At 38.9% G+C, this 18,548-nt stretch carries 20 protein-coding genes; 2 read left to right on the top strand and 18 right to left on the bottom strand.

What is annotated here, in order from left to right; all coding sequences use genetic code 11:
- Window positions 1-44 precede the first annotated feature (44 nt).
- From ACB089_RS09335 to ACB089_RS09305, 7 genes are all read right to left on the bottom strand, one after another.
- Complete coding sequence (locus ACB089_RS09335; protein WP_374966164.1) at window positions 45-365, bottom strand: hypothetical protein; 321 nt, start codon at window positions 363-365, stop codon at window positions 45-47.
- A 220-nt stretch (window positions 366-585) separates the two neighbouring features.
- Complete coding sequence (locus tag ACB089_RS09330) at window positions 586-1,680, bottom strand: DUF5309 family protein (RefSeq protein ID WP_374966163.1); 1,095 nt, start codon at window positions 1,678-1,680, stop codon at window positions 586-588.
- A gap of 2 nt (window positions 1,681-1,682) precedes the next feature.
- Window positions 1,683-2,147 (bottom strand): hypothetical protein, encoded by a 465-nt coding sequence (locus ACB089_RS09325; protein WP_374966162.1) that lies wholly within the window; start codon window positions 2,145-2,147, stop codon window positions 1,683-1,685.
- 381 nt (window positions 2,148-2,528) lie between these two features.
- Window positions 2,529-3,089: an HNH endonuclease gene (locus ACB089_RS09320; protein WP_374966161.1), complete on the bottom strand. Its 561-nt coding sequence runs from the start codon at window positions 3,087-3,089 to the stop codon at window positions 2,529-2,531.
- Window positions 3,090-3,117: 28 nt separating this feature from the next.
- Window positions 3,118-3,429, bottom strand: a complete 312-nt coding sequence (locus tag ACB089_RS09315) for a hypothetical protein (RefSeq protein ID WP_374966160.1) — start codon at window positions 3,427-3,429, stop codon at window positions 3,118-3,120.
- Window positions 3,430-3,451: 22 nt separating this feature from the next.
- Window positions 3,452-4,387, bottom strand: coding sequence for a hypothetical protein (locus tag ACB089_RS09310; RefSeq protein WP_374966159.1), 936 nt, complete (start codon window positions 4,385-4,387; stop codon window positions 3,452-3,454).
- A gap of 21 nt (window positions 4,388-4,408) precedes the next feature.
- On the bottom strand, window positions 4,409-4,645 hold the full coding sequence (locus ACB089_RS09305) for a helix-turn-helix transcriptional regulator (protein WP_053485963.1): 237 nt from the start codon (window positions 4,643-4,645) through the stop codon (window positions 4,409-4,411).
- A gap of 1,393 nt (window positions 4,646-6,038) precedes the next feature.
- Between ACB089_RS09305 and ACB089_RS09300 the strand changes: the two genes are divergently transcribed.
- Window positions 6,039-6,500: a hypothetical protein gene (locus ACB089_RS09300; RefSeq protein WP_374966158.1), complete on the top strand. Its 462-nt coding sequence runs from the start codon at window positions 6,039-6,041 to the stop codon at window positions 6,498-6,500.
- A 183-nt stretch (window positions 6,501-6,683) separates the two neighbouring features.
- Here the strand turns inward: ACB089_RS09300 and ACB089_RS09295 are convergent, their stop codons facing one another.
- Both ACB089_RS09295 and ACB089_RS09290 read right to left on the bottom strand, forming a co-directional pair.
- A complete protein-coding gene (locus tag ACB089_RS09295; protein ID WP_374966157.1) occupies window positions 6,684-7,046 on the bottom strand; it encodes a hypothetical protein in 363 nt (120 codons plus the stop codon).
- Between the two features lie 124 nt (window positions 7,047-7,170).
- Window positions 7,171-7,419 (bottom strand): hypothetical protein, encoded by a 249-nt coding sequence (locus tag ACB089_RS09290; protein ID WP_374966156.1) that lies wholly within the window; start codon window positions 7,417-7,419, stop codon window positions 7,171-7,173.
- A gap of 113 nt (window positions 7,420-7,532) precedes the next feature.
- On the opposite strand from ACB089_RS09290, the gene ACB089_RS09285 reads away from it, so the two are divergent.
- Complete coding sequence (locus ACB089_RS09285) at window positions 7,533-7,769, top strand: helix-turn-helix domain-containing protein (RefSeq protein WP_374966155.1); 237 nt, start codon at window positions 7,533-7,535, stop codon at window positions 7,767-7,769.
- 66 nt (window positions 7,770-7,835) lie between these two features.
- Here the strand turns inward: ACB089_RS09285 and ACB089_RS09280 are convergent, their stop codons facing one another.
- The 9 genes from ACB089_RS09280 to ACB089_RS09240 form a co-directional block, all read right to left on the bottom strand.
- Window positions 7,836-8,477, bottom strand: a complete 642-nt coding sequence (locus ACB089_RS09280) for a hypothetical protein (RefSeq protein ID WP_374966154.1) — start codon at window positions 8,475-8,477, stop codon at window positions 7,836-7,838.
- Between the two features lie 698 nt (window positions 8,478-9,175).
- A complete protein-coding gene (locus tag ACB089_RS09275) occupies window positions 9,176-10,147 on the bottom strand; it encodes a tyrosine-type recombinase/integrase (protein ID WP_374966153.1) in 972 nt (323 codons plus the stop codon).
- Between the two features lie 138 nt (window positions 10,148-10,285).
- Window positions 10,286-11,077, bottom strand: coding sequence for a sporulation transcription factor Spo0A (gene spo0A, locus ACB089_RS09270; RefSeq protein ID WP_068984758.1), 792 nt, complete (start codon window positions 11,075-11,077; stop codon window positions 10,286-10,288).
- 356 nt (window positions 11,078-11,433) lie between these two features.
- Window positions 11,434-12,381, bottom strand: a complete 948-nt coding sequence (locus ACB089_RS09265) for a SpoIVB peptidase S55 domain-containing protein (protein WP_374966152.1) — start codon at window positions 12,379-12,381, stop codon at window positions 11,434-11,436.
- 122 nt (window positions 12,382-12,503) lie between these two features.
- Window positions 12,504-14,195 carry a DNA repair protein RecN gene (gene recN / locus ACB089_RS09260; protein WP_374966151.1) on the bottom strand — a complete coding sequence of 564 codons (1,692 nt, stop codon included), beginning with the start codon at window positions 14,193-14,195 and terminating at the stop codon, window positions 12,504-12,506.
- 35 nt (window positions 14,196-14,230) lie between these two features.
- Entirely contained in the window at window positions 14,231-14,680 is a 450-nt protein-coding gene (gene ahrC, locus ACB089_RS09255; protein ID WP_054612951.1) for a transcriptional regulator AhrC/ArgR, read from the bottom strand.
- A 100-nt stretch (window positions 14,681-14,780) separates the two neighbouring features.
- Window positions 14,781-15,599, bottom strand: coding sequence for a TlyA family RNA methyltransferase (locus ACB089_RS09250; protein WP_374966150.1), 819 nt, complete (start codon window positions 15,597-15,599; stop codon window positions 14,781-14,783).
- Entirely contained in the window at window positions 15,599-17,500 is a 1,902-nt protein-coding gene (gene dxs / locus ACB089_RS09245) for a 1-deoxy-D-xylulose-5-phosphate synthase (RefSeq protein ID WP_374966149.1), read from the bottom strand. Before dxs ends, ACB089_RS09250 begins: the two co-directional genes overlap by 1 nt.
- A gap of 164 nt (window positions 17,501-17,664) precedes the next feature.
- Window positions 17,665-18,546, bottom strand: coding sequence for a polyprenyl synthetase family protein (locus ACB089_RS09240; RefSeq protein WP_374966148.1), 882 nt, complete (start codon window positions 18,544-18,546; stop codon window positions 17,665-17,667).
- Window positions 18,547-18,548 lie beyond the last annotated feature (2 nt).

Genomic DNA, 18,548 nt, shown 5'->3' with positions numbered 1-18,548 from the left:
CCTGGTCTTTGACGCGGAATATTGCGGTCAAGTTTACTGCCATGTCAGATGCCCCCAAGCGTATTGGAGACTTTTATGATCTCTGCAAACACATCGTCACTTTGTCTAAGAGCCTGTTTTCTGAATCTATCTTTATTTGTCCTTAAATATTTAACTACTATTTCAATGGATTCTTTAACATCGCTTGATAACTCAGTTAGTTCGGCATCTACTACTCCATTAAGTTGTAATTTTAATGATTCAAGCTCCCGAATCCTATCTTTGTGTCCACCGTTTTCTCTGAAAAAGTTTGGTGGCAACGAGTTAATCGCAAGTAAGCCTGCATCTTTTATGATTTCTAGTTGTTGTTCAATTGTGTATTCCATCCCTTATATCCCCCTTGCGGTTTTATATAAAAAAGAGGCGACGCAGCCAGAAGAAGCCACGACGCCCAAATGTTCGGAGTTTGGACACCAGGTTTTCCACGCCTAGTGCCCTATGACAATTTACAGCCTCGTAGGTAAGACACGACTCGCGCCGTATCAAAGGCTTGGTGGCGGAATAAAAAAGAGGCTGCGAAATTAATCGCTAACCTCTTGGAAATTGTTACGCTAAATTCTTGATACGTCCGTGCGCTGATTCTTGTTTGAACTCTAATGTATATTCACCAACGATAAAACCACGACGGTTGTCGCCAGTGATTGCAGTGTCCTGGTGATGGAAACCACGGCTACCTAACGGCTTGATTTTCGTACGGTTAATATCGATGAAGAATAATTCCGTCGGTTTTACGTTATCATTCATGATTACCGGGAACTGACCGAACTCTGTGACGATATGATCCACTACTTGACCTCGGCTCGTTTCAGCTTGAACGATTCGGATTTTATCACTTTGAAGGTCGCTGATTGCACGTTTTTGATTAGTCGAAACAATAAACGCGTATTGGCCGCCGCTCGCTAGTCCGCCTTTTTCAAATACGGCTTGCACCAAGTCTCCTAGCATTTTAACTGTCACTGATGCGCCAGCTGCGTCCGTCACGTTTGTCTTAATTAACTGACGTAAGCCAGCCATATGTCGTACCATTCCGTTATCTAGCTTGATACCGTTGATTAACGCTTTTTCAAGCTGCAGTGCTACCTCTAACTGTTTCTTCGCTTTTTCGTAGTTATAAAGGTCATCTACTCCGTACTGCTCAACCTCTTGCGCTGAACCTGTTACTTCTACTGATTCCATAAAGATTTGCGTTACGTTATTTTGTGGAGTACGTGCCTTGTATCGTGATTTCGGTGCGTCTGCTCCCTCCGGCGTCATATCGTATTGGAACTCGATTTCAGCATCTTTAACGATTGCAGCCGCAGTAGTATCCGCATAGCCGCGCTCAACTGTCAGCTTTTTAGCCGCCACATCAATCGCAGTAACAAGGACTAACTCCTCGTCAATCTGTGCAACTGAATGAATTACGAACGGCTCCACGCTTGCTACTGTTAATTCCGTTGCTGCTGCAGTTGCTGCAGCTGTCACCTTCGTTTTTGTATCAAACATTTTATCTTCGTACCACTGGTGGATTGTGTTTGTTACTGGATTGCTGAAACCAAGCAAACTAATTAAAGGTGTTTGGTTTGGATTAAGTAAAAGTACCTCATCTACTACAGATTCTTTCTTACCTACTAAGTTTGTTGTATTGATTGCGTTTGTCATTATTATCGTCCTCCAAATTGTTTAAATTTATGTTTTAATCCACTGAATGCAGCGATATCTTCTGCTGAGCCCGTTCGTTTGGCTTTAGCTTTCGCTTGATCGAGTACAATCTGTTGAGACGTTTTATCTCCACTGCCAGCGTTGATAGTACGCCCACCGATTGCTCGCGGCTTTGACTTCATGCCTTGCAAGATGCCGAACAGTTCGTCTAGTGCATCGCCTTCTAGCTTTGTAGGATCCAAGAACGGTTGTAATCTATCAAAATCTTTAATACCCGAACGCTCGACTTTCAATGCGAATATCTCGGCTTTCTGAGTTTCCTCTTGCTCTGCTAATTGCGCTTTCAGCGCTTCAAACTCGGCTACCTGTGCTCGTAACTCGTCAATTTCCGTTTGCTCTGTCGGTTGATCGGTTACTTGTTCCTCGATTACTTCTTGTTCCGGCTGTACAGTTGTTTCATTTGTCATAGTCCTTTTCCTCCTAAGTTTTGATGTGAGATACTACGGTGTGTTTATGGAACAATCACCGCCCTTCCAGTCTCGGCGGTCGTGAGTAACGATTTCCGCTGATTCTTTATTTCTAACGCTTTAAAATAAGTTGGTTGATAGTTTATACGTAGGAATCGTCCTCGAGCCGTTTTAGTACGGATTTCAAGCCCCTCCGCAGTCTGACTGGAATTTTGAATTGTATTGCGTGTAATTTACCTTCGCGAGTGTGGTATGTTGCCATGACCGCGTAATCCTTCCTGGCTTTGATACGCTTGATTGCGATAGGGTATCCCGCGCCAACATATAAGGCGTAGAAATCGTCATCCAATCTCCACGCCTCAAATTCTCTATTTATTTTCGTCATACTGCTTCCTGCTTCTGCTTGTCCATAAGACGTCTATACCAAGCATTGCACTCTTCTCGTTGGAACTCATATAACTCGTCATATAGCCCCGCATACTCACGATTACCTCGCGCCGCCAGTAGTTTGACGAGTGGTGCAACATCGTAAGGATTATATTTTGTCTCGATAAATTCGAGGAAACTACGATCATTTTTCATTCGATTCACACTGATATCGACGACAATAATGTTACTTATCGTGTTCGCACCGCCTGCTGACATTGGTATGACATGCTCGAGAGATAAATCGTTGCTAAATCTACCTGTATATGCGCATCGTCCGCCAGCTAACTTAAACAAATACATAACATCGTCGTAAGTTAAATCGTTTGCAACTCCAAATTGCTCAGCTTTTCTGTTTGCATGTCGGAAAGCACCGCGTGCTCTATTTTCAAGCGATGCCATACGATATCGAGCGTCCTTCCGTTCACATTCAATGCAGTGTGGTCGCTTCATGCTGTAAAAATGTTTGGTTTTAGTACCGCATTTTGTGCAAACCTTCATTGTTTTCTTTGTCATAGTCATCATCCTTTTCATCTGTTAATTTTTACTGCACATATTCAACGCTAACGGTCAGACCGTTTCGCGCGATTATCTTGTTTAACTCCATTAATAAGCGAGCATTAGGATTTTGATGTTCGTAGTTGTACTCCCTGGCCAGTGGCTCACTTGTTGTAATGACTGCGATTTCTGTTTTTTTGTAGTGTTGCAAGACCTTACGAAGCGAAACAAATGCAGGGAATACGAGGTTTCCGTTATGATAAACCTCACGGAATATACTTTCGTCAGGCAACTCAATGACAACTTCTACTGTCGCCGGCCCTGTTTCTGTTACTTTTTGTTTAATGGTTAGTGTCATGATCGTTCTCCTTTTCCTTTGTTTAATTGAACTGCACCATAATCGCAGCTAATTGCTCGCCAGTACCCGCAAAGATTGTTCGAGGATTGACTGTAATACGTTTCTCACGTCTGTCTCGCGGATTTTCATAGAAGTTAAATACTACTTGTCCGTCTATCTGAACACGGTTCAATGCGGTTTTTAACTTACCTGCGTTTGCATACCCCAATAGAACCGCGAGTTTCTCTAATCCCATCGGGCGTAGGCGATCTTTGTCCGTTTCGTCTGGATTGAAGCAGATTGTATTTGTTTCGAAATTTAAAAAAGGCATAACTGAGTAGACTAGCGCAAGCTGTCCAACCGTTCTGCCGTTTGTTTTCTCATATAAGTCACGTATCGTTTTCTTGAATAAGCGCGTGTGTTGCATATCTGATACTGCGTGGCTGATTGTCTTTACATTTCCTCGATAAAACACCGTTGGATTCATAAAGATACAATCATCTCGTTCTGCTAAAATCTCCGCCTCTACGTAGCGTTTGAATAGTTCGCGTGAGCGTTTTGTACTTAATCCCATCAACTTTTCAAAGCCTTCACGGTCAATCACTCGACCATTATCGTACTGAATGCGCCCTGTGTTCCATGCGATGTAAGTACCGAGGTACATTAGGCGAGCGATATCGGAATTGTTGAGTGTCGGGAATCGTTCGCTTATCATGCGCGACTGTTTAAAGAAGGTGAATACGAAGCCTCCGTTTTCTACCTCATGCTCTTCCAAGATACGTTTAGATTTGATTACTTTACGTTGACCATCTGTTCGGCGAGGCACTAAATCGTGAACATACTTATCTCCTAAGTATTCGCCAGTTTCTGTAGAGTAAGGCTTTCCGTCAACTACCACGTAATCTAGCTTTTGCGCTACTGCCTTTTGTCTTGCTCCATCGTTTAAACCTCTGTAAACTTCTGCTCCGTAAATTGTCATAGTCATCGTCCTTTTCATCTGTTATTTTTGTAATACGTCGACAAGCGATTGAATTTCTGTGGTTGCTGCCATAACCTTGCGACTTGCTTCGAGCAATGCAGAACCGGCTCTACTTGCTACTGCGTCAGAAAGGCGACGTTCTTCACGTTCTATTGCGCCTAGTGTTGACGACGATATTCCGAGTTTTCTCGATAATTCTCCTTGCGTAATTCCTAGTGCCTCACGGTACTGCTTGATTTGATGTGCGTTTAATTTCACGGTAAGACGCTCCTTTCTGACTTCGTAGTATTTTTAACACCACAATAAAGCCAATTAAAAAAGCCGCCCTGGTGGACGACTGAAAAATACTTCTTCAATATATAAGATACAAACTAAGGTGAAATATACGATAGTTACGACCCTTCCCTTGTATAGGTGTCTAAAACGGTAAAATGCACCCTTGTAAACTGAACTTTTTATTTCCTCACTATATAGGACAGACAATTCGGCAATTATATGGGTTAAGGATAAAATTTTTTACTTCCTCATAAGGTATAGCCATGAAACGGTTAAAAACATGCCATATCTACATAAAATAAAATCGTAAATGCTTATCCATTCCTAACCTTATAGCCAGCTAAACGCTAAAAATATGGCATCAACTCTTAATTATTTAAGAAAGTTTGTTCTCCTCCCAAAAATACCATCCCTTTATGTCCCGAATATCCGGAATTACCATCCCTTTACGTCTACCTTACATTTTAACAAAATACACAATATATAGTTGTTTTTGTATTAAATACACTCGTTTCAGCGTATATCTTGTGTTTCTAAACAAATTTACAGAAGTCTTATCTATCTTATCTTACCGTCCGCATACGAAAAGATTTACGCTAAATATGTATTGATATGCCGATATTGTACGCTAATACCGAAGGTGTCCGAGAAGTTGTTACAACTTCCTTAAACACTTTGCGTCCTCATTTTGCAAAGAACGCAAAATAAGTCCGCGTCTATCTATTACAATGATATTATTACAATCGCTAGATATCATCAATAATGCAATAGCAGATATGGAGCGCTAGCGACATAGAAGATTTATGCGTTAGCATAAAGACTCGTAATATCTTTTATCTTCTTAAACGTTAGTTCTCGTTAGATATAGTTCTTCTTATAGTCAATACGTATGGTGTTGGTAGTTACGGTGTTGATAACCGTTTACATGGCGTAATATTTAAAGATAGTAGTTTAGTTAAAAAGAAAGTAGTATAGTTCGTGTATCCCGTCTGGTACTACTAAAGCGTATCTACTCTGATACCCCTAATAACCGTCAAAATGCCGTTCAGCCTTACTCGCTCTAGTCGCCAAGTCACTTTTGCAATGAACCGTTTTTGTCGTTCAAATATCCGCCTATTAATCTATAATTAAAAAGTCGTCAATTCTCCTTTGTTTTAAGCGTTCTAGCCTCCGCACGATAAATACATCGACTTGCTATTTAAAACCGTTTTTAGCCACGTTTATAAAGGCGAAATGAAGGCGTTATGCTCCACACTTCATTAGTAAAGATTGTTTCAAAAGCCTTGTTAACTAAAATTCCTAATTGCTATTTTTGTTGTTTGGTATAATAAAATAAAAAATTCGTTAGAGGTGATGTAACACGGATACTTTACTATTGTTTTATAAAATATATCAAAATCAGAATGTTAAGGCTGACGATTATATTAATTGGGCTTTCAGTATGTTGGAAAATAATTGTTCATCGTTTTCTTTAAATATCTTATCTTCCCTAAGAGAACCTCTTAATATTTTTGAGGTAGAGGATTACTTTGGAAGAGCGTTAAGTGAGATGGAGTTGCAAGAACCTTCATATGAAGAGTGTGCTAGATATTACATTCTGCATTTATCTGAAAAAATACTGCAAGATAAGAATAACGCTGTTGATATAGTCTATGATATAAATACGGTGATTCGAGATATTGATTACCCAGAAGACCTTGAAGAATGGTTCATCATAAGTGACATGATAGATGAGTTTCATTATGGCGGAAATAATTTTAAATTAACGAAGGATGAGCTAATTGCAACCATTATGAATGAAGCAAAAAGTCAGTTGAAAAATAATAAGAAAAACTAGGCGTTGGCGCACCTAGCTTTCAACGAGCACTGTTGACGCAATGATCTTTCGTATATTTGCTAAAGCCAGTTGGCGCTGACTCTAGCGTGTATATTGCCCGTAATGTTGGCGCAAAACGGACGGCTCAACTCGTTGGCGCGAGAGAGTTTGCTTGTAGTATTTCTCCTCATATATCGTTCAGTCTCAATTAGAAGTCGTTATTACTTCCTCCAATGTTAACGTCATCTTAAAATCTCTTTTCCAGCGGCTGCTGACCTTCTTACGAGTGTTTACTGACGTTTCGATTTCCCCTGTTACATTACGTAATGGATTTAAAACAGCGTCTAATCGAGCCATTTCATCCTTCACTACTCGGCGTTTTTTAAGCGTGTCATGCAATTGCGTAACAAAGCTGAGAGCGAATTCTTCCGACGGATCGATTCCCTCTAAATCGTGATACATACTACTAATATACTTATCTAGACGAGACAGTTCTTTAGTTAATATGCCTCGCTGGTTATTTAATTCCGACAATAATCCGTTAAATTTTGAATGGTACTCGCACATATTAACTCCTCCAATCGTTTATTCAGGTACAAATGATTGTCATCCAAGCAAACTCCGTATAATTTACCGTATCAGATTCCTGTATCGGCAGATGATACCGTAGTTTTCGGCTTGATATTACGTATCACGAAGCTAATCGATCAACTTGCGCCAATGCCAGGAGCAGTTGCTCCGCTGTGTAGTCGTTGAGGTTCCCTATGATACTCGCTAATTCCGTTGTATAAACTAGATTGATATCCTGATCATTAATCATTAACGTAGCCTCACACTCATCTGCGCAAGTAATTAGCTGTACACCTTCCATTAATTGCGTTGTTACCATTGTCACCGAGTAGTTGTCGTCTAATGTTACGTGTTCAATCGTTTGATTCATCTGTAAAACCTCCCGTTAATTTTTAATTTCGGTACGCTTATAAGTACCACTTCTGTTATTATTATATGGTACGCTATTGCGTAACGTCAAGTATAATTTAGGAGGAATTTTATATGGCTAAGCAAGTCGTTGTTAAAATTGATTATCTAATAGAGAAATACGAGGTAAAATCTTTGAGGAAGTTAGCGGAAATGTGCGATATAAGACATGCAGCACTAAGCGAATTGAATAACGGAAAGAGAAGAAATATCAACTTTGGACATATCGAGAGGATCGCTGAGACTTTAGGGATTGATGATATAACGGAGATAATCGATTTTATAGAAGTAGACGAAGAAAAAGACGCCTAGCCTTAGTTGGGCGAGCGTCTTTTCTTGCGTAATAACAGTAAACATCATTCTATTTTAAAACAGTTATTATATAATTGTAGCTTTCTCTTTAATCTTTTTTGATACCAGCTTAAATTCATCTATCAATCTATCTTCATGTTCCGATCCAACAACTGATGTAAACGAATCCAAAAGTGGTTCTAATTCCTCCATAGTTATTCCTTCATCGTAAGTTTCTCTAACTTTATCAACAAATACTTTAGTATCTTCAAACATAATATCATCAACATATATCGACAACTCTAACATTTTATTCAAATTACTTATCACATAACCTATTCTGTCTATTTGGAGTTCATCTGGCTTATATTTGTTATCTGTAAGTCTCATACCTTCATATGCTATATATTTAAGTTCATAAAACTTTGTCATTCTAAAACCCATATTATTTTTATAATTTTCTAGGCTTTGTAGTTCAAAAGATTCCTTAATGTTTTTATTGTTTGATATTATTGTATAACTAACACCTATTAGAGTTAGCATCCCCGAAATAATCCCACCAAAATATGATCCCCAAAAACTTAACCAACCGTTTGCATCTCCTGAAAAAACTTTAAAAATAACCAACTTCATCAATATTGCTATCACTAATGGTAAAAACAAAATTAACAAAATAACTTTATAATACTTCTTAATGAATTCAATCAAATTAAAATCTTCTTTTTCCATATTAAACCTACCTTTGTAACTTTTATCGAAATAATATAACACATTATACCAGATTCCGTAAGAATTTTTATTTGACAACTGCACCCAATTTCAGCAGAATGGCTGCTCGCTCCAGGAAATCGGCGCAAAGTGGTTACCTATTATCGCTAGATACGTAGAAATACGTAAATAGCAACAATAAGTAACAACCGCATATTTCAGCGTCATGGTGACGTCCGAGGTTTTCTCGTATGCTCCTGTTAGATTGGGATATTCCTATCCGTATGTACTCGTCTATTTATCGTCCTAGACGTGCGGTAGTCCTTAATTGAGCGTATTTGTACGCTGATTGTCCGCTTGTACATGCTTACCCTAGCCGTAACTAGCCGATAAACCATGCCCGCGCCCTTAATGGTGGCGCTCACCAATTCGTCGCAACCGTAACAGGAAACGGCTTGACCTGCGATATAGTCGCTTTTCTGCATCGGTACGACAAACCTTTCCAGTGTCTTTAACGTCTGTTATTGGGCCACCAAGACGGAACGAACCTATTTTTGACAATAGGAAACTAGACCTTTGCATTTTACGCTTTTTTCGAGTAAAATGAAGGCATATCATCGCTCATATTCAGTTGTGAGTGAAACACTTATGCTGCCAGGCAAATAGTGTAATCGGTTTATGAGTCGTTAGTGCTGCGAACACTAGCGGCTTTTTTCTGTTTAAATGTTCAAGTTTTCAAGCGGACTATGCTGTCGATACTTCTTCATCACTTCTTTATCAGCAAAATCCAAATAAATTTGAGCAGTTATATCAACGTTGGCATGTCCTAACAAACGAGATAACGTTGCCAAATCACCGCCATTAACCAAATACCTTTTGGCAAAATTATTTCTAAGGAGATGAGGAGTAATTTGCAAGCCAATATCTTTACTACGGAGTCTAAATGAACGCTCGACTCCCTCAATCCGTAATTTTGTTCCTCTATTCGTCGGAAAGACATAAGAGCTATCTGAATAACGATCCTTGTACGCTAACCATGACCTAAGATGTTTGCACGTCTTTTCTGAGTAGTAAACGAAACGTTGCTTACCGTTTTTGGTCTTTCGCAATAACAACGCGTTGCCTCGCAAATCTATATCAGCTACTACAACTTCCAACAATTCTCCTATTCTAGCGCCAGTATCAAAGATTAATCGCGCAATTACCCAGTCGCGGTATTGATCGAATTTAGTAACGTCGAACGAGCGGAAAAACTGTTTTAGTTCATTATCTTCGAGCATAACTTTGATTTTTCGCTCCGGTTTAACATTCTTTAAATCCTTCAAAGGATTGCTGCGAATAAGTTGTTCCGAATATAAATGTGAATAAAATGCTTTTATGTTACGTACATAATTCGCTATTGTCGTTTTACTTACTGGCTTACCAAAATCGCCTCGTCGTTCTGGGTAGTTTACAGGCGTTTCATCAGCACTTACCTCGAACTTTCCTCTTTCTTCGATTGAACGGATATAGGCTCGTACATGCTCCGCTTTGACGCTTTTAACGTCATCTATTTCGAAGTTATCTAAGAGATACCTTGCGAAGAGTCTAAGCGTTTGTTCATACGATTTTAGTGTTTTCGGCGAAAGACCTTTTGCTGAACAATCCAGCATATAACGGTCAATTTCGATTAAAAACGGACTTATAGACATAAAAAATACGCCCCCTCAAACAGTCGGCGCAAACTGTCTAAAAAGGCGTTATAATTATCGCTATATAAGCGTTATCTAATTTAGATTTACCGGTCATTCTCCGCTAAGCCACACGCTACAAACCTTGATATAGCGCGTTTAACTAGCCATCATGTCGATGCGAATCTTGTCCGCAATCATGGCGATAAATTCACTATTTGTCGGCTTCGACTTTAAATGATGTACTGTATAACCAAACATCGACGAAATCGATTCATAATTGCCACGATTCCATGCGACCTCAATGGCATGACGAATCGCGCGTTCAACTCGTGATGGAGTTGTATTGAATTTTTTAGCGATTTCTGGATATAAAATTTTCGTCACAGAGCCTAATAACTCGATATCTTCGAACACCATCTGAATAGCCTCTCGCAAATAAGAGTATCCTTTAATATGCGCAGGAACGCCGATTTCCTTAATAATAGCTGTGATCGTGCTATCCAATTGATGTTGATTTAATTTTTGAGGTGCTGCCGGTTGTAAAACACTTGTCTTTTTCGGAAGTGTTGCCTTCTGTCCTGCACAGTTTAAAATCTTTTGAACCAATTGATCAAATTCAAATGGCTTAAGCATAAAATAGGACGCACCTAAGTCTACAGCTTGTTTCATGACATCTTCTTGACCAAAAGCAGTTAACATGATCACTTGAACAGATGACATTTGTTCATTTTGATACATTGACTCCAATACAGCTAACCCGTCAAGATGCGGCATTATAATATCTAGTAGCAAAATATCCGGTTTAAATTCCTCCAACATTTGCAAACAAACTTTACCATTTGAAGCAGTTGCAATTATTTCAATTTCGGGATGTCCTTGAAAATACTGCTCCATCGTTTTTAATAACTCACGATTATCATCTGCAATCGCTACTTTTACTTTTGTCATTTCAATTCCTCCTTCTGAACTTTGCTTTGAATCACCACAAAGCGTCACACTACCCCTTATGCATTTTTTAGCACACTGTGGAAGTTTCGACATTTTTGTTTTAAAAACCTTTTCTATTTCCAAAAATGAGTATGTAGTCCGATAATTTCTTTTTTTATCGACAAGTTATGATAAATATTAACAAATCGTTGATTGCTACTACTAATTATTGTAGTGAAAAAATTGAGATATAACTACAGTTTTTTTAAAGAATCGCTAATCCCTTCATAAATAAACGAAATACATGGAGAACGAAATAATAAATAGCACTTTCATGAAAGAATGGAGCTGCCATATAATATGGTAGCTCCATTCTTTCATGATGATTTTTTTAACATTTCCGCTACTGTGATTGCTGCGCCTTTTTTAGGTTCCTCCACAAACATATGTGTAACTGCACCTACAAAACGACCGTCTTGAATGATAGGACTGCCACTCATTCCCTGCAAAATACCACCTGTTTTTTTAATGAGCTTTTCATCAGATACTATGAATTCAAGGCGTTCATTTTCGACCTTTGTTATTTCAATTGTAAAAGTTTCCACCTTACTGCCCTCGATCGCTGTGTAAATTTCAGCTTTCCCTTTCTTTATATCCTTTTCATGCATAATTTCAATTGCTTTAGGCAAACTTTGTTGATAACCGTCTTCCCAACGGCCAAAAATTCCATAAACTGTATTTTTATCTATACTCCCTAATCGTTCCTGATGTTTTTTAATGGAGGATATTTTATAGCCGGGTTGACCAGGTATGCTTTTACGAATTTGTTGAATCGAAGCTAAGAAAATGGAACCAGCATGAAAAACAGGGGCTTCTTGTAAGGTTGAATCCACAATTTGATGACCTAATGCACCGTAATTTTTTGTCTCTGGATCAATGTATGTCAATGTTCCTACTCCATCTGTTTCATCTTTTAAAAATGAAATAACATGTTTTGCTTCTTTCTCCTGTAAATCCAGCGTTATTTCTTTTCCTTCACTTTTTATCGTCCACTTCTGTTGTCCCTGCTGAGCAACAGCTTTTTTGGCATCTGCAAGTGTTTTTACAGAAATATCATTTATTTTTTCAATAACAGCGCCTCCCTTCATCCATTGATTAGAAGCTAATAGCACATCATGCGCTACGAAAACATGTGATAACTGAAGTTGAATTCCAATTGCTTCGCCCATCGGAATTAGCTTTTTGGCGGCAAAAGCCTGTACGGGCATGAACAATAAAACGATGAGCATAGGCAAAATGACAAATTGACGCCAACGACGATACATACGACACCTCCTTTTCATTTTTGTCTTGTTACTATGTGTTGTTGTGGCATTCTTATAAGCGGTAAATATTTGTGCAAAAAGAAAAAAACCAGAAACAACGGAGCTGTCTCTGATTTTCTTCGCTATCTCATTTGTTTTTTTCGTTCATTAGCCATATTTAACAGCTCTGTAGCGTGCTGCAATGTTAACTCTGTAATTTCTGCTCCAGATATCATCCGGCTTACTTCTTCAATACGTGCATCTGTATCTATTTCCAGCAATGACGTAAATGTTCGATCATGTTCGACTTCTTTTTTAATAAAATAATGGTGATCTGCCATCGCAGCCACTTGTGGTAAATGCGAAATACACAAAACTTGGGAGTTGATGGATATTGCTGCAATTTTTTCTGCAATCGCTTGCGCTACACGACCGCTTACACCTGTATCTACCTCATCAAAAATAATAGACGTTATGCCATTAGAGGAAGAGAAAATCGTCTTTAGTGCAAGCATCATACGCGATAACTCTCCTCCAGAAGCAATTTTCGGTAAAGATTTTGGTGGCTCTCCTACATTCGTAGAAATATAGAAAATTACTTGGTCTTTACCATTCGCATCAAAATAAGGCAATTCATCAAAATTAACAATAAATTTTGCTTTTTCCATATGTAATTCACGTAGTTCAGCCATAATAGCTTCACTTAAATTATGTGCAGCAGCTTTTCGTACAGTCGAAAGTTCTGCAGCAAGCTCATTTAGCACCGCTTCCATTTTCAGTAATTTTTGTTCTTTTACTTGCAAAATTTCATCGCGATTTAAGAGCTCATTTAGCTCTGTTTTAATTTTATCGTAATACGCTAATATCTCTTCGATTGTTGAACCATATTTGCGCTTCAAATTTTGTAATAAGGCTAAACGTTGCTCCACCTCATTTAAACGTGCAGGATCAAATTCTAATTCGTCTAACACATTTTTAACCTGGTAAGCTGCATCCTGTAACGCATAAAATGCAGTGGTGACAGATTCTGAAGCCTCTTTAAATTGCTCATCAACGTTTGCAGCATCCTCTAAGGCACCCATTGCATTGCCAATCCAGTCAAGGCCTTTTGATTCACCTTGAATAGCTTCATACGCTGCATTTGAACGTTCGAAAATCTTATTGAAATTCATAAGACGGCGACGTTCATCAAGAAGCTCATCTTCCTCGCCAAGCTTTAATTTGGCATCCTCTAGCTCTTTCATTTGGAACTGGTACAAATCAATACGCTGCGCCATTAACTGTTCATCAATCGAAATCGAAGCTAATTCTTTTTTTAGTGAACGATATTCATCATACTGGGAACCGTACGAATCTTGAATTGGTGTAAGTTGTTCCTCGGCAAAGTGGTCAAGCAAATAGATATGCTGTTTCTCATCCATGAGTTCTTGATTTTCATGCTGTCCATGAATATCGATGAGGCTAGCTCCAATATCACGTAATACAGACAATGGCACAAGCTTACCGTTTACACGACAAACACTTTTTCCAGAATCATTTAAATCACGGCGCAAAATAATGGTATCTTCTTCAATTTCAATGCCTGCATCTTCAAGTTTCTTATAAACAGGATGCCCAGAACTCGAAATTTGAAATAAACCACCTAATTCAGCCTTTTTAGCTCCATGACGAATAAATTCAGAATTCCCTCGGCCGCCAGCAAGTAAATGCACTGCATCAATAATAATTGATTTTCCTGCACCTGTTTCACCTGTTAAAACAGTTAAACCACCTGAGAAGCTAACTGTTAAATCCTCAATAATGGCAAAGTTTCGAATACTAAGCTCTCTTAACACAAAATGTCACCTCTGTATCAAATTACCTTGCTATTTTATAGCATGTCTAATAAGCGATTTTTTGTATTTTCACGCTCATTTTCATCACGACAAATAATTAAAATAGTATCATCTCCAGAAATAGTACCTAAAATTTCTGGCCAATCTAAATGGTCAAGCAGTGACGCAATCGCATTGGCATTACCAGGAAGAGCCTTCATTACTAAAAAGTGAGATGCACCATCAATGCTGACAAAAGCATCAGCCAACGCACGATGTAATTTTTGTACAGGATTGAAACGTTGATCTGCCGGCAAACTATATTTATAGCGTCCATCTTGTAATGGCACTTTCACAAGATGAAGTTCTTTTATATCTCGTGATACCGTTGCTTGTGTCACATTATAGCCTGCATCCTTTAAAAAATCGACTAAGTCATCTTGTGTTTCAATTTCATGATTGGCAATAATATCCCGAATTCGTATATGTCTTTGTCCTTTATTCATGTTGGTCACCTCTTATAAATAGTTAGTTATTTGTATATTCACACTACCATTTTAAACAGTAAAGCACAAGAAAAAACACGGCTCTGTAGAAGAGCTCGTGTTATTTTAGTGCACTATGCGCTTCTTCAACGAGTGCATTAAAAGCTGTATATGCAGAAATTTCTTCATGATCAATAGGATTCACTAAATGGAATAAAAATTCAATATTCCCCTCTCCTCCTGTAATTGGAGAAAACGAAGCATCCTTAATGACGAAGCCAACATCCGTTGCCATTGCAGCTGTTTTTTCTAAAACTTCTAGATGTACTTTTTTATCGCGAACAATACCTTTTTTACCGACATTCTCTTTTCCAGCTTCAAACTGAGGCTTTACTAGTGCCATTACATCGCCACCTGGCATTAACAGCGTTTTTAAGACAGGTAAAATCAGCGATAATGAAATAAAGCTGACATCGATTGTTGCAAAGTCTGGTAAGCCTTCTGTTAAATCTGGCGCTGTCGTATAACGGAAATTTGTTTTTTCCATTACGGTTACACGTTCATCAGAGCGAATTTTCCAAGCTAATTGGTTGGAACCAACATCTAATGCATAGCAGTGTCTTGCGCCATGCTGTAAAGCACAGTCTGTAAAACCGCCTGTAGAGGAGCCAATATCGAGCATTAGCTTCCCTTCTACAGACATATCAAAAATTTGTAGTGCCTTTTCTAGCTTTAAGCCACCACGACTAACATATTTTAAATCGGAACCTTTTACTTGCAGTGGTGCATCTATTGCTATTTTCTCCCCCGCCTTATCGATGCGAGTTTCATTAGAAAAAACAAGCCCTGCCATAATAGAGCGCTTTGCTTTTTCACGCGTTTCACATAGCCCACGCTCTACAAGTAAAATGTCTACACGTTCTTTCGGATGTTTTGTCATTATTTATTCAAACCTACTTGCTGTTTTTGTTGAAGTAACACTTGCATACGTGCCACTGTATCTTCAGCCGTCATATGAATTTCAGCGAGTAGCTGATCTACATTGCCATGCTCAATAAATTGATCTGGGATACCCATACGATCGATCAGTGCACCTAAATAGCCATGGTCATGGGCGAATTCTAATACTCCGCTACCAAAGCCACCTTGTAGAACTGCTTCTTCAATCGTTAATATTGGCTTACGACTAGATAATAAACGATGGAGCATATCCTCATCCATCGGTTTAATGAAACGAGCATTAACTACTTCTATCTCCACACCTTGCTGTGCTAGCATATTGGCCGCTTCCATTGCCATTGGAATCGTTGTACCAAAGGTTAAAATCGTTGCATCTTTACCTTCACGTAATACTTCCCAGCTGCCAATCGGTAAAGTTATTAGCTCATCATCTAACGGAACACCTACCCCATTACCTCGTGGATAACGTAACGCAATTGGACCGCCATCATAGTCAATAGCTGTTTTTACCATATGCTGACCTTCATTTTCATCCTTTGGCATCATAATTGTCATATTTGGGATATGACGAAGGAAAGCAATATCAAATACACCTTGATGTGTTTCACCATCTGCGCCAACTAAGCCTGCACGGTCAATCCCGATAAAGACATTCATGTTTGGACGAGCGATATCATGCAGTACTTGATCATAGGCACGTTGAAGGAACGTTGAATAAATGGCTAAAAACGGCTTCATTTTTTGTGTTGCTAGTCCTGCCGCCATCGTTGCTGCATGTTGTTCAGCAATCCCTACATCAAAGAAACGTTCTGGGAAATCCTTTTGAATTCCTTGTAATTTCGAGCCTACTGGCATTGCAGGAGTTATTGTAACTACTCGTTTATCCTCATGTGCAATTTTGCGGACAGTCTCAGCAATCAAACTACTCCATGCAGGACCTTTTGCTTCTGACTTTACAAAGGCACCATTGTCAATTTTATAAGGGCCTGTACCATGCCAATTACCAATTGTATCTTCTTCAGCAGGTTTATAACCTTTGCCTTTTTTCGTAATAACATGAACGAGCACTGGGCCTTTTACTTTTTTAGCTTGTGATAATGATGCCTCAAGAGCATCGAAATCATGTCCGTCAATCGGTCCTAGATATTTAAAACCTAACTCCTCAAAGAACACACCTGATACCACTAAATATTTTAAGCTATCTTTTAAGCGCTCAGCAGTTGAAGCAAGCTTCCCACCAAGTAAAGGAATCTTATTAATTAGTGATTCCAGTTCTTCTTTTGCTTTTGAATATTCCTTGGCTGTACGAAGTCGTCCTAGTACACCGTGTAACGCTCCGACGTTTGGAGCGATTGACATTTCATTATCATTTAAAATGACAATCATATTTGTTTTGGCATGGCCAATATGGTTTAATGCCTCAAGCGCCATACCGCCAGTTAACGCTCCATCTCCAATAATTGGTACCACGAAATTCTTTTCATTTTTAATATCACGTGCTGCCGCCATACCCATGGCTCCTGACAAAGATGTCGAGCTATGACCTGTTTCCCACTCATCATGTTCACTCTCCACAAGCTTTGGAAAACCACAAAGCCCTTTAAACTGACGTAATGTGTCAAATTGACTCGCACGACCTGTCAAAATTTTGTGCACGTAAGCTTGGTGGCCTACATCCCATAAAAACTTATCTTGCGGACTGTCAAACATTTTATGGAGCATAATCGTTAACTCCACAACACCTAGGTTCGGCCCGATATGACCTCCTGTGACAGAACATTTTTCGATTAAGAAAGTACGAATTTCTTGTGCAAGTTGCTCAAGACCCTTCTTATCTAAGTTTTTTAAAAAGGATGGACTAGTAATTTTATTTAAATCCACCTTTCTCACACACCTTTTCAATAAATTATTCACCGTAATTGTGTTTCCACCATTATAACAGTGTTATCAATATGCTAAAAGTACGAACACTTTACTGTTTGCAAATCGGCAAACGCCCTCACCTATTCTAGCATATTCTTTGCCCTAAACGCCTTGATTTTCTCCTAGTTTTTACGATGAACAATATAGGCTGCAAACTCACGTAATAAGCTGACATCTACTTGTAATTTCTCTAACGCGTTAATGGCGTGCTGATAATGCTCAGCAAGCTTTTCTTTTGCTCCATCTAAAGATAACAGTGCGGGATATGTGCTTTTATCACTTGCTACATCCTTACCTGCAGTTTTACCTAGTTCTTCTGTAGTTCCCTCAATATCTAAAATATCGTCTTGAATTTGGAAGGCCAGGCCAATATGATGCGCATATTCCTTTAAAATTGTGCGCTCTTCTTGCGTTACATCAGCTAATACAGCTCCAGCTTCAATACTAAATCGTAATAAAGCACCCGTTTTATTAACATGGACATGCTCTAGTTCAGCTAAGTTTAGCTGACGCTTTTCACCTTCCATATCGAGTACTTGACCACCAACCATACCTTCTGCACCCGCTGCTACACTTAAAAGATTGACAAGCTCAATACGTTTTTCAGCTGACACATCCATGCGTGCTAAAATGCCAAATGCAAGTGTATTCAATGCATCCCCTGCAAGTGTCGCTAGTGCTTCACCATATACTTTATGATTTGTCGGCTTACCTCTACGGAAATCATCATTATCCATGCTAGGTAGATCATCATGAATTAACGAATACGTATGAATCATTTCAATAACTGATCCTACCGTTAACCCTTCCTTCAAATTCTTATTATATAGCTCAAGTACAGCCAATACGAAAAGAGGACGAATACGTTTTCCTCCAGCTTTTAATGAATACAGCATCGATTCTTTTAAATCGGCTGGTGCATCAATTTTCTCAACAAGTGCAAACATTTCAGCTTCAACTTGTGGTATGTTGCTTTCAATAAAATGTTTTAATTGCTCGTTCATTT

The organism is Lysinibacillus sp. RS10 (assembly GCF_041956855.1).
Lineage (GTDB): Bacteria > Bacillota > Bacilli > Bacillales_A > Planococcaceae > Lysinibacillus > Lysinibacillus xylanilyticus_A.
Note: the sequence above shows the minus strand (reverse complement) of the source record. Positions and strands in the feature narration are given on the sequence as shown.

Excerpts from the sequence above, each read along its gene's own strand:
- ACB089_RS09295 (WP_374966157.1), bottom strand. The coding sequence starts at position 7,046 with ATGTGCGAGTACCATTCAAAATTTAACGGATTATTGTCGGAATTAAAT.
- ACB089_RS09310 (WP_374966159.1), bottom strand. The coding sequence starts at position 4,387 with ATGACAATTTACGGAGCAGAAGTTTACAGAGGTTTAAACGATGGAGCA.
- ACB089_RS09250 (WP_374966150.1), bottom strand. The coding sequence starts at position 15,599 with ATGACAAAACATCCGAAAGAACGTGTAGACATTTTACTTGTAGAGCGT.
- ACB089_RS09330 (WP_374966163.1), bottom strand. The coding sequence starts at position 1,680 with ATGACAAACGCAATCAATACAACAAACTTAGTAGGTAAGAAAGAATCT.
- ACB089_RS09320 (WP_374966161.1), bottom strand. The coding sequence starts at position 3,089 with ATGACAAAGAAAACAATGAAGGTTTGCACAAAATGCGGTACTAAAACC.
- ACB089_RS09265 (WP_374966152.1), bottom strand. The coding sequence starts at position 12,381 with ATGTATCGTCGTTGGCGTCAATTTGTCATTTTGCCTATGCTCATCGTT.
- ACB089_RS09290 (WP_374966156.1), bottom strand. The coding sequence starts at position 7,419 with ATGAATCAAACGATTGAACACGTAACATTAGACGACAACTACTCGGTG.
- ahrC (WP_054612951.1), bottom strand. The coding sequence starts at position 14,680 with ATGAATAAAGGACAAAGACATATACGAATTCGGGATATTATTGCCAAT.
- ACB089_RS09240 (WP_374966148.1), bottom strand. The coding sequence starts at position 18,546 with ATGAACGAGCAATTAAAACATTTTATTGAAAGCAACATACCACAAGTT.
- ACB089_RS09315 (WP_374966160.1), bottom strand. The coding sequence starts at position 3,429 with ATGACACTAACCATTAAACAAAAAGTAACAGAAACAGGGCCGGCGACA.
- ACB089_RS09325 (WP_374966162.1), bottom strand. The coding sequence starts at position 2,147 with ATGACAAATGAAACAACTGTACAGCCGGAACAAGAAGTAATCGAGGAA.
- ACB089_RS09280 (WP_374966154.1), bottom strand. The coding sequence starts at position 8,477 with ATGGAAAAAGAAGATTTTAATTTGATTGAATTCATTAAGAAGTATTAT.
- ACB089_RS09335 (WP_374966164.1), bottom strand. The coding sequence starts at position 365 with ATGGAATACACAATTGAACAACAACTAGAAATCATAAAAGATGCAGGC.
- spo0A (WP_068984758.1), bottom strand. The coding sequence starts at position 11,077 with ATGACAAAAGTAAAAGTAGCGATTGCAGATGATAATCGTGAGTTATTA.
- ACB089_RS09285 (WP_374966155.1), top strand. The coding sequence starts at position 7,533 with ATGGCTAAGCAAGTCGTTGTTAAAATTGATTATCTAATAGAGAAATAC.
- ACB089_RS09275 (WP_374966153.1), bottom strand. The coding sequence starts at position 10,147 with ATGTCTATAAGTCCGTTTTTAATCGAAATTGACCGTTATATGCTGGAT.